The sequence below is a fragment of the Acidimicrobiia bacterium genome, from assembly GCA_040881685.1.
Classification (GTDB): Bacteria; Actinomycetota; Acidimicrobiia; order IMCC26256; family PALSA-555; genus SHVJ01.
This window is the reverse complement of sequence record JBBECS010000036.1, coordinates 285,221-301,845: the sequence shown is the minus strand read 5'-3', so window position 1 is coordinate 301,845 and position 16,625 is coordinate 285,221. Positions and strand designations below refer to the sequence as shown.

The following is a 16,625-nucleotide window of genomic DNA, read 5'->3' as shown; positions in this document are numbered from 1 at the left end:
TGCGCCGGGATACCCGGCACAGCCCTTCGGGACGCTCGTCACTCCAACACTCATGGTCCCACTCGCTCTGCGCCGGGATACCCGGCACAGCCCTTCGGGACGCTCGTCACTCCAACACTCATGACGTCCCCGTGTTCTCGTCGATGTATTCATGCGTGAGGTCGGTGAAGCGCATCGCTGCCTGCCCTGAGCCCGCATGAAGGTCACAGTCGATCTCGATGTCGCGCCCGGCCATCGCTCTGGCCAGCGCCGACTCATCGTGCGCGGCTGCGATCCCGTCGCGGCAGACCGTGATCCCGTTGTAGGCGATCTCGACCTGCTCGGGGTCGAAGCGGGCACTGCTCGTTCCGAGCTCGGACAGCACCCGGCCCCAGTACGGGTCGCACCCGTAGAGCGAGCACTGCACGAGCTGACTGCTCGCGACGGACCTCGCCGCGCGACGAGCGTCCTCGTCGTTCGCCGCGCCGTTGACGACGATCCGCGCCAGCTTGGTGGCCCCTTCTGCGTCTCCCGCCATTACCTGGGCGAGCTGGTCGCACACCGATGTCAGCGCGTCGACGAGTCCTCCGAAGTCCTGACTCTTCTCGGTGATCGGGGCATTCCCGGCGCTCCCGTTGGCGAGCACCAGCACGGTGTCATTCGTGCTCGTGCAGGCGTCGACGACGAGGGCGTTGAACGTGCCGGCGACGGCGACCTGGAGTGCTCGATGGAGGGCGGTCGCCCCGGCCGCCACATCGGTGGTGAGCACCGAGAGCATCGTGGCCATGCTCGGTGCCAGCATGGCGGCGCCCTTGGCCATGCCGCCGACCGTGAACGCGGTGTCGCCGGCGCGGCCGCTTGCCGTTGCCTCCTTGCGCACCGTGTCGGTCGTGAGGATGGCTTCGGCTGCGGCGATCCCGGCCGCGGGCCCGGATGTCAGCTCGACGACTGCCGTCGGGACGCCCTCCTCGACCGCGCTCATCGGCATCGGGATGCCGATCAAGCCGGTGGAGCACACCAGCACGTCATCAGGCGCGACACCGAGGCCGGCAGCGGCGAGCTCGCACATGCGCAGGGCGTCCCGGCGCCCCTGCTCCCCCGTCGCCGCGTTGGCGTTGCCCGAGCTGAGCACCACCGCCGCGGCGCGGCCGTCGCCCAGATGACGACGGCTGATCTGGACGGGCGCGGCGCACGCGAGATTGCTCGTGAAGACGCCCGCGGCGGTGACCGACGCGCGATCGGCCGTCGCCACGACGGCCAAGTCGGGCGCGCCGGATGGCTTGATGCCGCACGCGATGCCCGACGCGTCGAAGCCGCGAGCTGCGGTGACGCTCACGGCATGATCCCGACCGCCGAAAGGCCGGTGGCCTCCGGGAGCCCGAGCACGACATTGGCGCCCTGGATGGCTTGACCCGAAGCCCCCTTCACCAGGTTGTCGATGGCGGCGATCGCCAGCACCGTGTTGGTGCGTTCGTCAGCGCGAACCGTTACGTGACACGCGTTGGATCCTGTGGTCGCCTTCGTCGCGGGCGACGACTCCGACACCACGACGAACGGTTCGTCGGCGTAGAACTCGCGGTAGGTCTCGAGCAGCGCTTCCGTGGTCAGGCCGCTCGCGGTCTTACGCGCGTAACAGGTCGCGAGGATGCCGCGGGTCATCGGCACGAGGTGCGGGGTGAACACGACCTGGACCGGACCGTTGGACACGGGGCCGAGCGCGAACTCGATCTCACCCGTGTGGCGGTGCGTGAGCAAGCCGTACGCCTGTGCGTTCTCGTTCGCTTCGGCGTACAAGCTGGCGGCAGAGAGGCCGCGACCGCGGCCGGACATTCCCGACACGGCATCGACCACGAGTCCCTGACCGTGCACGAGGTCACTCGCCAGCAGCGGTGCGAGCGCGAGCGCCGCTGCCGTCGGATAGCAGCCCGCGGCCGCGACGTGGGGTGCCGACCCCATCGCGTCGCGCCAGAGCTCGGGCAAGCCGAAACTGAACTCGCTGAGCAGACCGGGAGCGCCGTGCGGTTCGCCGTACCAGGTCTCGTAGACATCCGCGGGCAGCCGGAAGTCAGCGCCGAGATCCACGACATGCGGTACACGCGCCGTGAGCTCGGCCATCACGCGCTGCGACTCACCGTGCGGGAGCGCCACGAACGCGAGGTCGAGACCCTCCACGGCCGCGGGTACCAACGGCTCGAACTCGAGGTTCGGGTACGCCGGCGCGAGCGACGGGAAGAGGTCTGCGACCGTGCTCCCGGCATTGCTGTCGGCCGTGACGTGGACGGCCTCGACCTCAGGGTGCCCAGCGAGCAGCCGGAGCAGCTCAGCCCCCGTATACCCCGATCCCCCGATCACCGCAGCTCGATACGCCATGTTGCATACTATACACTAGAGTGAATACCTCCGCCAGCAACCTTCGCGGCTCAGCCGCGGAGCTCAGCTCCGTGCTCTCGGGTGACGGCGTCGATGGCTTGCTGGCGGAGCGCGTCCAGCTCGGCGTCGCCGAGGGTTCGATCGGGGGCGCGGTACCGGATGCGGAACGCGATGCTGCGCCGCCCGGGACCGAGCGCATCGGACTGGAACTCGTCGAAGACCGCGACCTCCTCGGCCACGCCGCCAACTGATGCGCGCAAGGTCGCCGCGATGCTGGCCGCCGGCACCTCTTCCCCAACGACGAACGCAAGATCGATCGTCGCCGACGGGTAGGGCGACGGTGTCACGAAGGTCCTGTCGCGGCGCGGCGCACCGATCACGCGGTCGAGGTCCAGCTCGAAGCCGACGGCGGGCCCGCTGATCCCGAGGGCGTCACACACATCGCCCGCGATCTCTCCCACTGCGCCGACCACGAGTCCCTCGACCTCGACCGCAGCCGAACGGGTCAGGTGCATCCCCGGCGCGGCCATCGGGACGAGCCGATGGTCGGCGATCTCCAAGGCGTCCAAGAGGATCTCCACCGTGTCCACCGCGTCGTATACGTCAACCGCGCGATCGGGCTCCACGGGCGTGCGCCGCACCATTCCGGCAAGCACGCCCGCTACGTGCACCGGCTCGTCCGGCTGCAACCCGTCGGACGGCGCGAGGAAGACGCGCCCGATCTCGAAGAGTCCGACGTCGGCGTTCCCGCGGGCGTGGTTCATCGCGACCGACCGCAGAAGTCCGGGGAGGATGCGCGTCCGCAAGGCCGAGTCCTCGGCCCGCAATGGGTTCGCCACCATCACCACGCGGTTGATCGGTGCACCGACTCGTTCCTGATCACCCGGCGCGATCAACGGCAACGTGACGGCCTCGGAGAGACCTGCGCCTACAAGCGCGTCGGCGGCAACCCGCCGGTCGCGCTGGGCGGGGCTCAACCCCCCGATCTGATCGGGAGGCCTGGGAACCGTGCGCCCGATCGACGCGAAGCCGACCCGCCGAGCCACCTCCTCGACCAGGTCGATCTCGCGCTCGAGGTCGGGACGGAACGACGGTGGCGTCGCGACGATCTTCTCATCGGCACCGTCGACGTCGATGCCCAGCGGAGCAAGGGCGCTGAGCACATCGGAGTCGGTGAGCCGTGTGCCGAGCACGCGGTTCACCTTGCGCGTCCGCAGTGCGATGCGCGGTCGGGTGGATGGTGCCGGGTGTTCGTCGACCGCGTCGCTTGCCACGGTTGCTCCCGCGACCGCGGCCAGGAGCTCCATCGCCCGTGCGGCGCTTTCAGCGACCGCGTCGGGGTCGATCCCCCGCTCGAATCGAGCGCTGGCCTCGGAGCGGAGCTTGAGGCGCTTGGAGCTGCGGGCGATGCCCATGCGCTCGAAGTACGCGGCCTCGAGCAGGATCTCGGTCGTGGTCGCGTCAACTTCCGACGTCGTGCCGCCCATGATCCCGGCGATCGCTTGCGGCTTCGACTTCGCATCGCAGATCAACAGGTCCTCGGTCGTGAGGGCCCGACCGACGCCGTCGAGCGTGGTGATCGATTCCTTCTTCTTCGCGAGGCGCACGATCACGCCGCGACCGGGCAAGCGCGCGAGGTCGAACGCGTGAAGGGGTTGGTTCCGTTCGAGCAACACGTAGTTGGTCACGTCGACCACGTTGCTGATCGGTCGCATCCCCGCCTTGACGAGGCGCTGTTGCATCCATGCTGGCGATGCCCCTGGCCTCACCGTTGCGGCCCAGCCCACGTACCGCGGGCAACGTTCGGGGGCGTCAATCGTGACCGAGACGCCACCTGAGTACGACGAGTCGCGAGAAGGGTCGGCGTCCGGAACTGTCAGCGGCAGTCCGAAGTGGGCGGAGAGCTCGCGCGCCACGCCGACGATGCACATGGCATCTGGTCGGTTGGGCGTGATCGCCAGGTCGAAGACCACGTCGTCGAGACCGAGCACCTCTCGGAGGTCAGTGCCAGGCGTGGTCGCAGCGTCGAGGCCGAGGATGCCCACGTGGTCATCGCCGAGGCCGAGCTCTCGCGCCGAGCACAGCATGCCGTCGGAGGTCTCGCCGCGGATCTTGCGACGCTCCAGCTTGAACCCGCCAGGCAACGTCGCCCCCGCCGGCGCATACGGCACGTGCATGCCGACGACCACGTTCGTGGCGCCGCACACGACGCGGGTTTCGCCACTCCCGGTGTTGACGTCGACGAGCGTCAGCTTGTCGGCGCTCGGGTGGGACACCACCTGGAGGACTTCGGCCACCACCACGCCGGTGATCTCACGGCCGGGCTCCTCGACGCTCTCCACTTCGAGCCCGAGCTGGTTCAGCGCCGCGGCGACGTCGTCGACCGGTGCGTCGAGCGGGACGAACTCCTGGATCCACGACAGCGGTGCTCTCACTGCCCGCTCCCGGCCCCGTGGGCCGGGCCGCTCGGGCCCCGGCTCATTGCGCCGCAGGGTACCTGCGCCGCGGTCATTCGCCTCATGCGCTGACCACGTCAGTACCGCGCCAGGAAGCGCACGTCGTTCTCCACGAACGTCCGGATCTCGTCGATGCCGTAGCGGATCATCGCGAGGCGCTCGAGGCCGAAGCCGAACGCGAATCCCTGCCACTCTTCCGAGTCGTAGCCGACGGCCACGAAGACGTTCGGGTCCACCATCCCGCAGCCGCCGAGCTCGATCCAGCCGCTGTGCGAGCAGACTCTGCACCCTTCGCCATGGCAGAACACGCAGCTCACCGCGAGCTCCGCGGACGGCTCGGTGTACGGGAAGAAGTCTGAGCGGAACCGTGTGCGCACCGATTCGTCATGGAACAGCTCTCGGACGAACGTCTCGATCGTGCCGAACAGATCGGCCATCGTGAGGTCGTGGTCGACCGCGAGGCATTCGATCTGGTGGAAGACGGGTGAGTGCCGGGCGTCGAGGGTCTCGTTGCGATAGGTGCGCCCCGGTGCCACGACGTAGATCGGCGGGTCATTGGTCTCCATCGTGCGGATCTGTACCGGCGACGTGTGTGTGCGCAGCAGGACCTGCTCCTCGGCGCCGAGCTGCACGTAGATCGTGTCCTGCATCGAGCGCGCCGGGTGCGCGGGCGGGATGTTGAGCGCCTCGAAGTTGTGCCAGTCGTCCTCGACCTCCGGGCCCTCGGCGACGCGGTACCCGAGGCCGACGAAGATGTCTTCGAGCTCGCGTTGGATCTGGGTTACGAGGTGCAAGTGACCGCGTCGGCGGCCGTGGCCGCCGAGCGTGAGGTCGAGGCGTTCGTGTTGTGCCGCGTCAGCGGCCGCGACGCCCTGCAACGCCGCGCGGCGGGCCTCCACGAGCTCGGTGACCGCAAGGCGATAGGCGCCGACGGCTTGGCCCGCGGCCGGGCGCTCCTCGGTCGACAAGCCCTTGATCGCCTCGTTGACCTGGGCGGCGGGTGACCGACGGCCGAGATACGAACGCGACAGCTCTTCGAGCGCTTCCAGCGATGCCGCCGCCGGGACGGCGACCTGTGCCTCGCCGAGCGCGGTGTCGAGCGCCGTCTGCGCTTCGGTGAGGTTCATGGGTGCGCCCGGGCGAGGCGTCGCTGGCGCGCCGCGTCGAAGAGCACAACGGTCGCAGCCATCGCCACGTTCAACGACTCCGCCGGTTCGATCATCGGGATCGACACGAGGTGGTCGAGCTTGCCGCGAAGCTGTTCCCCCAGACCGTGGGCCTCGTTGCCCACGACGAGCGCCGACGCGCTCACCAAGTCGACCGAGTCGTAGGGCTCGCCCCCGTGCGCCACGGTGCCGATCAGGCGGCGCCCGCTGCCGCGAAGACGGTCGAGCACGTCGATGGCGTCGTCGGTGTGGATCACGGGCATCCCAAAGCATGCTCCCGCAGACGAGCGCACGACCTTGGGATTGCGCGGATCGACCGAGGTCCCGCACACGATGACCGCATCAGCTCCGGCGGCCTCGGCACTGCGCAGAATCGTTCCCAGGTTGCCCGGATCAGCAACGTCGACGGCCACGACCGCGATGCCCTGGCCCTTCACGGAGTCGAGGGACGCCAGACCTCCGGTCGCGACGGCCAGGACCGGCTGGGGAGTCCGGGTGAGGCCGACCTTCTCGAGTACGCCCTCTTTGAGGTCGGCCCGCCGGACACCGGCAGCATCGAGTCGCTCGACGAGCGGACCGAAGGCGGTCGACGCGCCCGGCCCCAGGTAGACGACCTCGAGCGACGCGCCGCGATCGAGCGCCGCGGCCACGACGCGAGGACCCTCGAGCACGAAGGCGCCTTCGAGATCACGCGTCTTGGAATCACGCAGCAGGGCACGGAGTCGCTTGACCTCCGTGTGACGAGCCCCGAGCGCGTCGGTCAAGCGGCTTCGAGCGCCTGCCGCGCGGCGGCCACCAGCGCGCCGAACGCGTCGACATCGCGTACAGCGAGGTCGGCCAGGATCTTGCGGTCGACCTCGATGTCGGCCGCCTTCAACCCGGCGACGAAGCGCGAGTACGAGATGTCGTGCTCCCGACACGCGGCGTTGATCCGCACGATCCACAACCGACGGAAACCGCCCTTTCGGGCGCGGCGGTCACGGAAGGCGTAGTTGCCCGAGTGCATGACCTGCTCGTTGGCCTTGCGCAGGTGCCGGCTGCGCGAGCTCGAGTAGCCCTCCGCCTTCTCGAGCACCGCACGGCGCCGCTTCTTGCTGTGGACGGAACGCTTGCCGCGTGCCATGACGATCGCTCCTCTTGTTGCTTCGGCCCCGGCGCTACCTGCGCCCGAGGAGTCGCTCGACGTGCTTCTTGTCGCCCCCGGTGACCTCAGCGGGGCGATCGAGACGGCGCGTGCGACGGCTCGACTTCGTCTCGAGGAGGTGCGAGCGGAACGCCTTGCGCCGCATCACCTTTCCTCGCGCCGTGATCCGGAAGCGCTTCGCCGCGCCTCGGTGCGTTTTCTGCTTGGGCATCAGGCTGCTCCGGTCTCTTCGGCGGCTGCTGCGACAGGTTCTGCGGGAGCTGCTTCTTCGGTTGCTTCGGGGGCTTCGGTTGCTTCGGGGGCGCCGGCCTCGGGTGCCTCGGCCTTCGGGGGCTTCGGTCGCCGGCCACCCTTGGCCGGGTGCAGCACCATCGTCATGTTGCGCCCGTCTTGTCGCGGCGCCGATTCGACGATCGCGATCTTGCTCACCTCTTCGGCGATGCGCTCGAGGATGCGCAAGCCGAGCTCGGGGTGTGCCATCTCGCGACCGCGGAACATGATCGTCAGCTTCACCTTGTTGCCCTCGGCCAGGAACCGTTCCACGTGTCGCATCTTGGTCGTGTAGTCGTGGATGTCGATCTTGGGCCGGAACTTCATCTCCTTGATGACCACCTGCGTGGACTTGCGCCGTGACTCTTTGCGCCGCTGCTGCTCTTCGTACTCATGGCGTTTGAAGTCCATGATCCGGCAGACCGGTGGGCTCGCGTTTGGCGCGACCTCGACAAGGTCGAGCTCCCGTTCTCGAGCGATCGTCAGGGCCTCCGGAAGGGACTTGACTCCCAGCTGCTCGCCGTCCTCGGCGATGAGCAGCACCTCCCGGGCTCGGATTCGATCGTTGATCCGGGTCTCGTCTGCAGCTATGTGATCACCTCGTCACTCGTGCGTGGCCCAGGACCGTCCCGGACGCGAAAGATGGCGGATGCGGGAAGCATCCGCCATCGGCAGACCACTCCTCGGGGAGAGGCCGCCAACATCGGACCCGGGCACGGGATCGAACCCCGGCCGGGTGGGGGCGCTCACGCGTCCCGCTTCCCACATGTCGCTGGATGGGTGTTGGGGCGGTCGCGTCGGACCGCCGGTGCGAGACTACCAGCGTGAGCAGTCTGTGGACACCCTCCGGCGACCACGTCCCGAAGGCCGAGCACGAGGCAACCGAACCTGCGACGCCGCCGCGCGCTGAGGCAGCCCCCGATGACGCGCCCGATGATGCGGCCGTCGCGGAAGAGCTGCGCCGCGTGCGAGCGGAGTTGGCCGCAACGCCGGTGACCGACATCATCGCCAACCACGCGGTGGGCCTCTGGCAGCTCGCCGTGCTCCACCTCACCCCCGATGGTGACGAGCCGCCCAACCTCGATGAAGCCGGGCTCGCGATCGACGCGATGGCCGGCATCGTCGAGAACCTGGGCGACCGCCTCGGCGAGAACGCCGATCCGCTCCGCGACGCGTTGGCGCAACTGCGCCTGGCGTTCGTGCAGGTACGCGACCGAACCGAGTAGCCCGTGCCCTCGCGCATCGAGCAGTACGCGCTGATCGGTGACACGCAGACCGCCGCGCTCGTCGGCGACGACGGCTCGATCGACTGGCTCTGCGCGCCGCGCTTCGACTCCCCGGCGTGCTTCGCCGCGCTGCTGGGAACGAGTGATCACGGCCGCTGGCTCATCGCTCCCGCGTCGGGCGGACGCGCCACCCGTCGCCGGTACCGCGACGGGACCCTCATCTTGGAGACCGAGTTCGAGACGCCGGAGGGCACGGTACGAGTCACCGACTGCATGCCGATTCACGACGATCACGTCGACGTCGTCCGGTTGGTCCAAGGTGTGCGCGGCAAGGTGCCCATGCGGACGGAGCTGGTGGTCCGTTTTGACTACGGCTCGACCATCCCGTGGGTCCGCGCCGGCGATGGCCTGGTGCGGGCGATCGCCGGCCCCGACGCCGTCGTGCTGCACACGCCAGTGGAGCTCGAGGGTGCCGACCTGAAGCACCGCGGCGAGTTCATCGTGGCCGAGGGCGATGCGATTTCGTTCGTGCTCACGTGGTACCCGTCGCACCACGATGTTCCGCACGGTGTCGACGCCCGGCGAGCCATCGCGGAGACCACCGCGTGGTGGCGTGACTGGTCGGCGCGCTCCACCTATCAGGGTGAGTGGGCCGATCTGGTCAACCGATCCGCGATCACGCTCAAGGCGCTCACGTTCGCGCCCACGGGCGGGATCATCGCCGCGCCAACCACGTCATTGCCCGAGTGGATCGGCGGCGTCCGCAACTGGGACTACCGGTACTGCTGGCTCCGGGACGCCACCTTCTCGCTGTACGCGCTGCTCAGCATCGGGTATGTGGACGAGGCTCGTCACTGGCGCGACTGGCTCGTTCGAGCAGTGGCCGGATCACCAGACCAGTTCCAGATCATGTACGGACCCGCCGGTGAGCGACGACTGACCGAGCTCGAGCTTCCCTGGCTTCCCGGGTACGAGAGCTCGGCACCGGTGCGCACCGGCAACGCGGCCACACTCCAGTTCCAGCTCGATGTGTACGGGGAGGTCGCCGATGCGTTCTACGCGACGTTCTGTGCCGGAGTGCCTCCCGACCCCGACATCGGGCCGATGCAGCAGGCAATCCTCGAGTTCCTCGAAGACGGGTGGCGCGCCCCTGACGAAGGCATCTGGGAGGTTCGCGGTCCGCGTCAGCATTTCACGCACTCGAAGGTCATGGCCTGGGTCGCCTTCGATCGCGCCGTCAAGGCCGCCGAAGGGATGAGGCTCGATTGGGATCTCGAGAAGGGCAGAGCACTGCGTGACGCAGTGCATGCCGAGGTGTGCGCGCAGGGCTTCGACGCCGAACGGAACTCCTTCGTCCAGGCGTTCGGTTCGAAGACTCTTGACGCGAGCTTGCTGATGATCCCGCTGGTGGGGTTCCTCCCCGCAGATGACGCCCGGGTCGTCGGGACCGTGGACGCCATCGAGCGCGAGCTCATGCGCGAAGGCTTTGTCGAGCGCTATAAGAGCGACGAGACGGCCGATGGCCTCCCGCCGGGAGAAGGGGTGTTCCTCCCGTGCTCCTTCTGGTTCGCCGACAACCTCGCGCTGATGGGGCGCATGGACGAAGCCCACGCCCTGTTCGAACGCCTGGTGGGACTCTGCAACGACGTCGGCCTCCTCTCCGAGGAGTACGACCCGACCGCCGAGCGCCTGCTCGGCAACTTCCCGCAGGCGATGACCCACGTCGCCTTGATCAACACCGCGTGCAACCTCGGTGGTGAGCACGGCCCGGCTCGGAGCAGGGCCGGCACCGTACGGGCCTAACCGACCGGTTCGAGCGCGCCCGCTTCCCAAACGCCCCCGTTGCCGGGTATCACGTCGAAGCGAACCTTCGTCCCCACCTTGATGGTGCGGCTTCCGTCCGCGATCTGCGTGCAATGGAAGCCGAGCCGACCACCATCGTCGGGCTCCACGACGCCCAGGCCCGAGTGCTCGTCGAGCTCGACGACCTTCCCGCGCATCATCTGGGTCAGTGCACGATCTTCGAGATCGGTAGCTCGATGATGTCCGTCGCGCCGGCTTGCTTCAGCGCCGGGATCAGCGTGTTGATCTCGGTCTTGGCTACGACGGTCTCGACGGCGTACCCGTCCTCTCCGAACAGCTCGGAGACGGTGGGCGACTTCAATGCCGGCAACAGCCTGATGACCGCGTCGCGCTGCGCGCCGTCGACGTTGAGCTTGATGAGGACGCGACCACGTGCCTCGAGCGCGCCGGTGAGCAACGTCTGGAGCTGTTCCATCGCGTTTCGCTTGGCCTCATCAGCGTGTGCCGCGGGGGTCGCGATGAGCTCGGTGTGGGACACCAGCATCGTGTCGAGGATCCGCAAGCCCGCGGCACGCAGCGCGCGCCCTGTCTCCGTGATCTCGACCACCGCGTCGGCGATGTCCGGAATCTTGGCCTCGGTGGCACCGTACGAGAGGAACACCTGGGCTTCGATGTTGCGATCAGAGAAGTACCGCCGGGTGAGCTCGGGGTACTCCGTGTGCACGCGCACCCCCGGCGGAAGATCCTTCACCGATGTGGCGGTCGAGTCAGCGGCCACTGCAAGGACGACGCGGATGGGTCGCGCGGTCGCCTTCGAGTAGTGGAGCTCGGTGAGGGACACGACGTCGGCTTGGGTCTCTTCGATCCAGTCGCGCCCGGTGATTCCGAGATCGAACAGGCCCTCAGCGACGTACCGGGGGATCTCCTGGGGGCGCAGGATGCGGACCGAAGCCACGCGCGGGTCCTCGATCGAGGCTCGGTAGTCGACGTCGGAGCCGCGAACCACGGGAAGGTCGGCGTCTTCGAAGAGCCGCAGCGTCGCCTCTTCGAGAGAGCCCTTCGGCAACACGAGGTTCAGCATCAGGTGCTCCCACCCTCGTCGATCGCGCGCAGCAAGCCGACCATCTCGACCGCGGTCCGTGCCGCCTGTTCCCCCTTGTTGCCGGCGCAACCACCGGCCCGATCGAGTGCCTGCTGCTCATCGTTGGTCGTCAGGACACCGAAGATCACCGGCACTCCGGTCTCGAGCGCGGCCTGAGCGACGCCCGTGGCACACGGTCCGGCGACGTACTCGAAGTGCGCAGTGTCTCCTCGGATCACGGCACCGAGGCATATCACGGCATCCAAACGCCCGGACGCGGCGAGCCGCTTCGCGACGAGCGGGATCTCGAACGCGCCGGGAACCCAGTGGATCGGGACCGCGTCGGGCGGCAGACCGAGCTGGGTGAGCGTGGTCGTCGCTCCCTCAACGAGGAAACGGCTCACGTGGGAGTTGAAGCGTCCGGCCACGATCGCCAGGCGCATGCCAGTCGCGTCGAGGGCCGCCTCACCGGCCTCGTACTCGCCCACTCTCCCGCTCCTAGCCCGTTTGGCGCCGCATCAGATCTCGCCCATGCTCCCGAGGTCGAGCAGGTGACCGAGCTTCTCCTGCTTCGTGCGGAGATACGCGATGTTCTCGTCATTCGGCATGGCGTGCAGCGGCACGCGCTCGACGATCTCGAGACCGTAGCCGTCGAGGCCGCCGTACTTGGCGGGATTGTTCGTCATGAGTCGCATCGTCGAGATGCCGAGGTCGACGAGGATCTGCGAGCCAATGCCGTACTCACGCGAGTCGGGGGGAAACCCGAGCTCGACGTTCGCCTCGACGGTGTCGCGACCTTCGTCCTGGAGGCTGTAGGCGCGCATCTTGTGACCGAGGCCGATGCCTCGTCCTTCGTGTCCACGGAGGTACACGACAACCCCTTGCTCCTCGGCAGCAACGCGCGCGAGCGCGAGGTCGAGCTGCACGCCGCAGTCGCAGCGCATCGATCCGAAGACGTCACCCGTCAGGCACTCGGAGTGCACTCGCACGAGCACGTTGGCCTGCCCCGCCACTTCGCCGCGCACGAACGCGAGGTGCTCGACACCGTCGAGGAGGCTCTGGAACACGTAGCCGGTGAAGTCGCCATGTCGTGTGGGGATGCGGGCTTCGGAGACGCGACGCACGAGCTTCTCGCGGTGGCGGCGATACCGGATGAGATCGGCGATCGAGATGAGCTGGATGCCGTGCTCCTCGGCGAAGCGCTCGAGCTCGGGCAGACGGGCCATCGTGCCGTCGTCGTTCGTCACCTCTGCGAGCACACCGGCTGGATAGCAACCAGCGAGTCGGGCGAGGTCGACCGCGGCCTCGGTGTGACCGGCGCGCTTGAGCACGCCGCCCTCGCGGTAGCGCAACGGGAAGATGTGACCAGGGCGCGCAAGATCATCGGGTCGCGTGGCCGGGTCGAGCAATGCCTTCACCGTCGCGGCGCGATCGGGGGCCGAGATGCCCGTTGTCGTGCCGATGCGGGAGTCCACCGAGACGGTGAACGCGGTCCGCTGCACCTCCGTGTTGTTCGCGACCATCAGCGGCAGCTGGAGCTCGTCGAGCCGGTCACCCTCGAGCGGCATGCAGATCACACCACTCGTGTGCCGGATCATGAACGCCATGGCCTCAGACGTGATCCGCTCCGCCGCGAGGATCAGGTCGCCCTCGTTCTCGCGATCGGCATCGTCGACGACGATCACCAGCTCGCCTCGCCCGACCGCAGCGATCGCGTTCTCGATCTTCGTGAACGGCATCGTGCTCCTTCTAGGAATCGGACCGCACCGGGCCCGTGAGCAAGCGCTCCACATACTTGGCCAACACATCGACTTCGAGGTTCACTCCGTCGCCCGCCCGACGCGTCCCGAGCGTCGTCACCGCCAGCGTGTGCGGGATCAGGGCGACCGAGAACGAGCTGTCGTCGAGGCTCGCGACCGTGAGACTCACGCCGTCGACCGTGATCGAGCCCTTTTCGACGACGTATCGCAGCAGCGTTTCCCCGGCGGTGACGGTCAAGCGCGTGGAGCCGTCGTCCTCCGGGTCGATCGCCGACACGGTCCCGACTGCGTCGACATGGCCTTGGACGAGGTGCCCACCGAGGCGGCCAGACAGGCGAACCGGGCGTTCGAGGTTCACGGGATCACCTGCCTCGAGGCCGCCCAGCGTGGTTCGGTCGAGCGACTCTCGCTGCGCGTCGGCCGTCCACCAGTCATCGCCCATCGCCACCACCGTCAGACAGCACCCGTTGACCGCGATCGAGCTTCCGAGCTGCGCGTCGGATAGCACGGCCTTGCATGAGATCTCCAGCCGCGCACCACCCTCGTTCGGCGTTGCCGCACGGACACTCCCGAGCTCTTCCACGATTCCGGTGAACATCACGCGACCTCAGCCGGACGGCGGTAGTCGAGCTTGACGTCGTCCTCGATCCGCGTGACCGAGTGGAGGCTGAGCGGCGATGCTCCGTCGAGCGTTCCCGGACCATCCCACTCGAACGCGGGAAGCCCCTTCGTCCCGAGCAAGAACGGCGCGACGTATGCGACCAAGCGATCAACCAACCCGCGTGCTTGGAGCGCGCCATGCACCCTCGCTCCACCTTCGAACATCGCCTGCAGGACGTCCTGGGTGCCCAACAGCGCGAGCACACTCTCGAGATCGAGGCCCTCCCCCGTAGCGGACACGGAGACCACGTCGACCTTTGCGCCCGCGGCACGCCATGCGTCGACGGCCTCACTGCTCGCGTGTTTGCTCGTGAGCACGAGCGTGGTGCCGATCGTCGCGTCGAAGAGCGACCCTTCGGCCGGGACTCTCCCCCGCGAGTCGAGCAGCACGCGCAAGGGGACGATCGGGGATGTCGCGACGCCGCGCACCGACAGAGCTGGTCGATCTGCGAGCGCGGTCCCGGAGCCGATCACCACGGCTTGAGAGTCGGCGCGCAGCTCGTGTGCGTCCTGACGGCTTGCTTCGCCGGTGACCCAGGTCGGCGTGCCATCGCCAGGAGCGATACGTCCGTCGAGCGTCATGGCCACCTTCGCGACGCAGTAGGCACGACCAGTGCGGCGATGGTGAAGGTACGGCGCTAGTGAGCGAGCCGCTTCGCGCGCTCGGACCCCGACGACAACGTCGACGCCGGCACCTCGCAAGCGGTCGAAGCCACGACCGGCGACCTGCGTGTCGGGATCTTCGATCGCAGCGACGACCCGCTCGACGCCGGCGTCGATCAACGCATCGGCGCACGGACCGGTGCGGTGCGTGTGCGCGCACGGTTCGAGTGTCGTGTACGCAGTCGCCCCCCGAGCGCGGTCACCGGCGTCGCGCAGTGCGGCAACCTCGGCGTGGGCCGCGCCCGGCCGGACGTGGAACCCCTCGCCCACCACGGTGCCGTCCTTGGCCAGCACGCACCCAACCCACGGGTTGGGAGGCGCACTGCGACGGCCGCGTTCGCCCAACGCTGTGGCTCGGGCCATCAGCTCGGCATCGAGCGTCATGTCCGCTCTCGGCGCTTCGCGCCCACATTGGTCGCCGTCGCGAGCGCCGGCGCCGTGCTCCGGCGGTCGGCAAAGCCGCCGCCTGCGCCGGGCCGCTCGGGCCACGGCTCGCTGCTCACCTCTGCCACGGGTCGGTCCCTTCCCGCCCACGGGGCACGGCGCGGCAGCGCGCGGTGTGAGCCGCGCCGCCGAACCCTCTCCCATCCGGACTCTCACCGTCGGCCCCGGCTTCGCGGCTCACACCGCTACCGGGTCAACCGCACGGTTGGCAGCCGTGGGCTCGCGGGCTCCCGCTCGACCCAGTGGCCGGGCGGCTACCGCCGGGTCGGGACTTGCACCCAAACCCCGAGGGCATCGCTTGAGTTGTCGCCCGTATCCTACCGCGTTCCGACGGAAAATGGAACGTGTTCTAGTTCTCTCCGGATCACCTCTCGTGGTCGACTTCGCGGCGCCGTCCCGCTCGTCCGAGCACGGCTCCGCTACGTCTCAGTGGGGGCGGGCGCCGGCGAGGAGCTCGAGGGCGTGTGGCACGGCGGGCAGGACCGCTTCGAGGCACTCCACCGCACCAGAGGCAGACCCAGGCAGGTTGCAGACGAGGGCCTCGCCGAGCGTGCCGCAGACCCCCCTCGACAACAGGCCGAACGTGCGGCCTTGCGCGTTGCTCGCGATGCGCATGGCCTCCGCCAGCCCCGGCGCTTCTCGCTCGAGCACGAGACGCGTGCCCTCGGGCGTGAGGTCACGCGGTCCGAACCCGGTGCCGCCGGTCGTGACGATCAGGCCCGAGAAGCCAGTCGCGAGCGCTCGAATCGCCTCGGCGACGGAGTCGACGCCGTCGGCGCACACCCGGTGCTGCTCCACGCCGAACCCGGCCGCAACCAGGTGCTCGACGAGGGCCACGCCGGATCGATCATCCCGCGAGCCCTCGGCAACACCGTCGGAGACCGTGAGGACCTTCGCCGCGAGCGCGCCGGCCACGCGGCTCAGGCCGCCGACGGCCACGCGGCCGCGCGAATGCGCCGCGCCGCGTCGAGTGGATCGTCGGCATGGAAGATGGCGCTGCCAGCGACGAGGATGTCGACGCCGGCATCTGCCGCCAGGCGCGCGGTCTGCTCCTGGATGCCGCCGTCGATCTCGATCTCCACCGGCAGCGCGCGCTCGTCGATGACGCGTCGTGCCGCTCTCACCTTGTCGAGGACCTCGGGGATGAACGACTGTCCGCCCCAGCCTGGGTTCACGCTCATCACGAGGAGCAGATCGATCTCGGCGAGGAACGGGAGCACCGTGTCGACCGGGGTGTCGGGGTTCAACGTGAGACCGACTCCGAGCTCGAGCTCGCGGAGCTCTGCGAACAACGGGCGCGGATCACCGAGCTCGATGTGCACGATGCACCGGTTCGCGCCGGCCGCGGCGAAGTCAGCGAGGAGCACGCCGGGGTTGTCCACCATCAGATGGCAGTCGAGGAAGAGCTCAGTGCGAGCTCGGAGCGAGGCCACCACCGGAGGACCGATCGTCAGGTTGGGCACGAAGTGCCCGTCCATCACGTCGACGTGCAGCAGGTCGGCTTCGGATGCGACGCGCTCGATGTCCTCCGAGAGGCGCGAGAAGTCGGCCGACAGGATCGATGGTGCAACCTTGCGCGTGACCATGGGTCCCCGAGGTTACC

General features: G+C 68.6%; 18 protein-coding genes. 2 read left to right on the top strand and 16 right to left on the bottom strand.

Annotated features, from left to right (window positions below; genetic code table 11):
* Positions 1-118 precede the first annotated feature (118 nt).
* From argJ to infC, 8 genes are all read right to left on the bottom strand, one after another.
* Positions 119-1,315: a bifunctional glutamate N-acetyltransferase/amino-acid acetyltransferase ArgJ gene (gene argJ / locus WEE69_09795; protein MEX1145587.1), complete on the bottom strand. Its 1,197-nt coding sequence runs from the start codon at positions 1,313-1,315 to the stop codon at positions 119-121.
* The gene (gene argC, locus WEE69_09790; protein ID MEX1145586.1) at positions 1,312-2,349 is read right to left on the bottom strand and encodes an N-acetyl-gamma-glutamyl-phosphate reductase; all 1,038 of its coding nucleotides are present in this window, start codon (positions 2,347-2,349) and stop codon (positions 1,312-1,314) included. Before argC ends, argJ begins: the two co-directional genes overlap by 4 nt.
* Positions 2,350-2,399: 50 nt before the next feature.
* Positions 2,400-4,784 carry a phenylalanine--tRNA ligase subunit beta gene (pheT, locus tag WEE69_09785; protein ID MEX1145585.1) on the bottom strand — a complete coding sequence of 795 codons (2,385 nt, stop codon included), beginning with the start codon at positions 4,782-4,784 and terminating at the stop codon, positions 2,400-2,402.
* 98 nt (positions 4,785-4,882) lie between these two features.
* Positions 4,883-5,932 carry a phenylalanine--tRNA ligase subunit alpha gene (pheS, locus tag WEE69_09780; protein ID MEX1145584.1) on the bottom strand — a complete coding sequence of 350 codons (1,050 nt, stop codon included), beginning with the start codon at positions 5,930-5,932 and terminating at the stop codon, positions 4,883-4,885.
* Positions 5,929-6,735 (bottom strand): RNA methyltransferase, encoded by an 807-nt coding sequence (locus WEE69_09775; protein MEX1145583.1) that lies wholly within the window; start codon positions 6,733-6,735, stop codon positions 5,929-5,931. Before WEE69_09775 ends, pheS begins: the two co-directional genes overlap by 4 nt.
* A complete protein-coding gene (gene rplT / locus WEE69_09770) occupies positions 6,732-7,094 on the bottom strand; it encodes a 50S ribosomal protein L20 (GenBank protein MEX1145582.1) in 363 nt (120 codons plus the stop codon). The genes WEE69_09775 and rplT overlap by 4 nt, the downstream gene beginning before the upstream one ends.
* Positions 7,095-7,128: 34 nt before the next feature.
* Positions 7,129-7,326: a 50S ribosomal protein L35 gene (gene rpmI / locus WEE69_09765; GenBank protein MEX1145581.1), complete on the bottom strand. Its 198-nt coding sequence runs from the start codon at positions 7,324-7,326 to the stop codon at positions 7,129-7,131.
* On the bottom strand, positions 7,326-7,955 hold the full coding sequence (infC, locus tag WEE69_09760; protein MEX1145580.1) for a translation initiation factor IF-3: 630 nt from the start codon (positions 7,953-7,955) through the stop codon (positions 7,326-7,328). The genes rpmI and infC overlap by 1 nt, the downstream gene beginning before the upstream one ends.
* Before the next feature lie 254 nt (positions 7,956-8,209).
* On the opposite strand from infC, the gene WEE69_09755 reads away from it, so the two are divergent.
* Both WEE69_09755 and WEE69_09750 read left to right on the top strand, forming a co-directional pair.
* Positions 8,210-8,611, top strand: coding sequence for a hypothetical protein (locus tag WEE69_09755; GenBank protein MEX1145579.1), 402 nt, complete (start codon positions 8,210-8,212; stop codon positions 8,609-8,611).
* A 3-nt stretch (positions 8,612-8,614) separates the two neighbouring features.
* Entirely contained in the window at positions 8,615-10,414 is a 1,800-nt protein-coding gene (locus WEE69_09750; GenBank protein MEX1145578.1) for a glycoside hydrolase family 15 protein, read from the top strand.
* On the opposite strand, the gene WEE69_09745 is transcribed toward WEE69_09750, so the two are convergent.
* The 8 genes from WEE69_09745 to rpe all read right to left on the bottom strand — a co-directional run bounded on the left by WEE69_09745 (position 10,411) and on the right by rpe (position 16,608).
* The gene (locus WEE69_09745; protein ID MEX1145577.1) at positions 10,411-10,614 is read right to left on the bottom strand and encodes a cold shock domain-containing protein; all 204 of its coding nucleotides are present in this window, start codon (positions 10,612-10,614) and stop codon (positions 10,411-10,413) included. The two genes, WEE69_09750 and WEE69_09745, sit on opposite strands and share 4 nt — an antisense overlap.
* Positions 10,615-10,619: 5 nt before the next feature.
* Entirely contained in the window at positions 10,620-11,495 is an 876-nt protein-coding gene (gene hisG, locus WEE69_09740) for an ATP phosphoribosyltransferase (GenBank protein MEX1145576.1), read from the bottom strand.
* A complete protein-coding gene (gene ribH / locus WEE69_09735) occupies positions 11,495-11,938 on the bottom strand; it encodes a 6,7-dimethyl-8-ribityllumazine synthase (GenBank protein MEX1145575.1) in 444 nt (147 codons plus the stop codon). The genes hisG and ribH overlap by 1 nt, the downstream gene beginning before the upstream one ends.
* Before the next feature lie 75 nt (positions 11,939-12,013).
* A complete protein-coding gene (locus WEE69_09730; GenBank protein ID MEX1145574.1) occupies positions 12,014-13,234 on the bottom strand; it encodes a bifunctional 3,4-dihydroxy-2-butanone-4-phosphate synthase/GTP cyclohydrolase II in 1,221 nt (406 codons plus the stop codon).
* A 10-nt stretch (positions 13,235-13,244) separates the two neighbouring features.
* Complete coding sequence (locus tag WEE69_09725; protein MEX1145573.1) at positions 13,245-13,853, bottom strand: riboflavin synthase; 609 nt, start codon at positions 13,851-13,853, stop codon at positions 13,245-13,247.
* Positions 13,853-14,962 (bottom strand): bifunctional diaminohydroxyphosphoribosylaminopyrimidine deaminase/5-amino-6-(5-phosphoribosylamino)uracil reductase RibD, encoded by a 1,110-nt coding sequence (ribD, locus tag WEE69_09720; GenBank protein MEX1145572.1) that lies wholly within the window; start codon positions 14,960-14,962, stop codon positions 13,853-13,855. The genes WEE69_09725 and ribD overlap by 1 nt, the downstream gene beginning before the upstream one ends.
* A 486-nt stretch (positions 14,963-15,448) precedes the next feature.
* A complete protein-coding gene (locus tag WEE69_09715; protein MEX1145571.1) occupies positions 15,449-15,961 on the bottom strand; it encodes a MogA/MoaB family molybdenum cofactor biosynthesis protein in 513 nt (170 codons plus the stop codon).
* The gene (gene rpe / locus WEE69_09710) at positions 15,943-16,608 is read right to left on the bottom strand and encodes a ribulose-phosphate 3-epimerase (protein MEX1145570.1); all 666 of its coding nucleotides are present in this window, start codon (positions 16,606-16,608) and stop codon (positions 15,943-15,945) included. The genes WEE69_09715 and rpe overlap by 19 nt, the downstream gene beginning before the upstream one ends.
* Positions 16,609-16,625 lie beyond the last annotated feature (17 nt).

Bases quoted from the DNA above. Each gene is read 5' to 3' on its own strand.
- argC (MEX1145586.1), bottom strand. From the start codon at position 2,349: ATGGCGTATCGAGCTGCGGTGATCGGGGGATCGGGGTATACGGGGGCT.
- pheS (MEX1145584.1), bottom strand. From the start codon at position 5,932: ATGAACCTCACCGAAGCGCAGACGGCGCTCGACACCGCGCTCGGCGAG.
- rplT (MEX1145582.1), bottom strand. From the start codon at position 7,094: ATGGCACGCGGCAAGCGTTCCGTCCACAGCAAGAAGCGGCGCCGTGCG.
- rpmI (MEX1145581.1), bottom strand. From the start codon at position 7,326: ATGCCCAAGCAGAAAACGCACCGAGGCGCGGCGAAGCGCTTCCGGATC.
- WEE69_09745 (MEX1145577.1), bottom strand. From the start codon at position 10,614: ATGATGCGCGGGAAGGTCGTCGAGCTCGACGAGCACTCGGGCCTGGGC.
- hisG (MEX1145576.1), bottom strand. From the start codon at position 11,495: ATGCTGAACCTCGTGTTGCCGAAGGGCTCTCTCGAAGAGGCGACGCTG.
- ribH (MEX1145575.1), bottom strand. From the start codon at position 11,938: ATGCGCCTGGCGATCGTGGCCGGACGCTTCAACTCCCACGTGAGCCGT.
- WEE69_09730 (MEX1145574.1), bottom strand. From the start codon at position 13,234: ATGCCGTTCACGAAGATCGAGAACGCGATCGCTGCGGTCGGGCGAGGC.
- WEE69_09725 (MEX1145573.1), bottom strand. From the start codon at position 13,853: ATGTTCACCGGAATCGTGGAAGAGCTCGGGAGTGTCCGTGCGGCAACG.
- ribD (MEX1145572.1), bottom strand. From the start codon at position 14,962: ATGACGCTCGATGCCGAGCTGATGGCCCGAGCCACAGCGTTGGGCGAA.
- rpe (MEX1145570.1), bottom strand. From the start codon at position 16,608: ATGGTCACGCGCAAGGTTGCACCATCGATCCTGTCGGCCGACTTCTCG.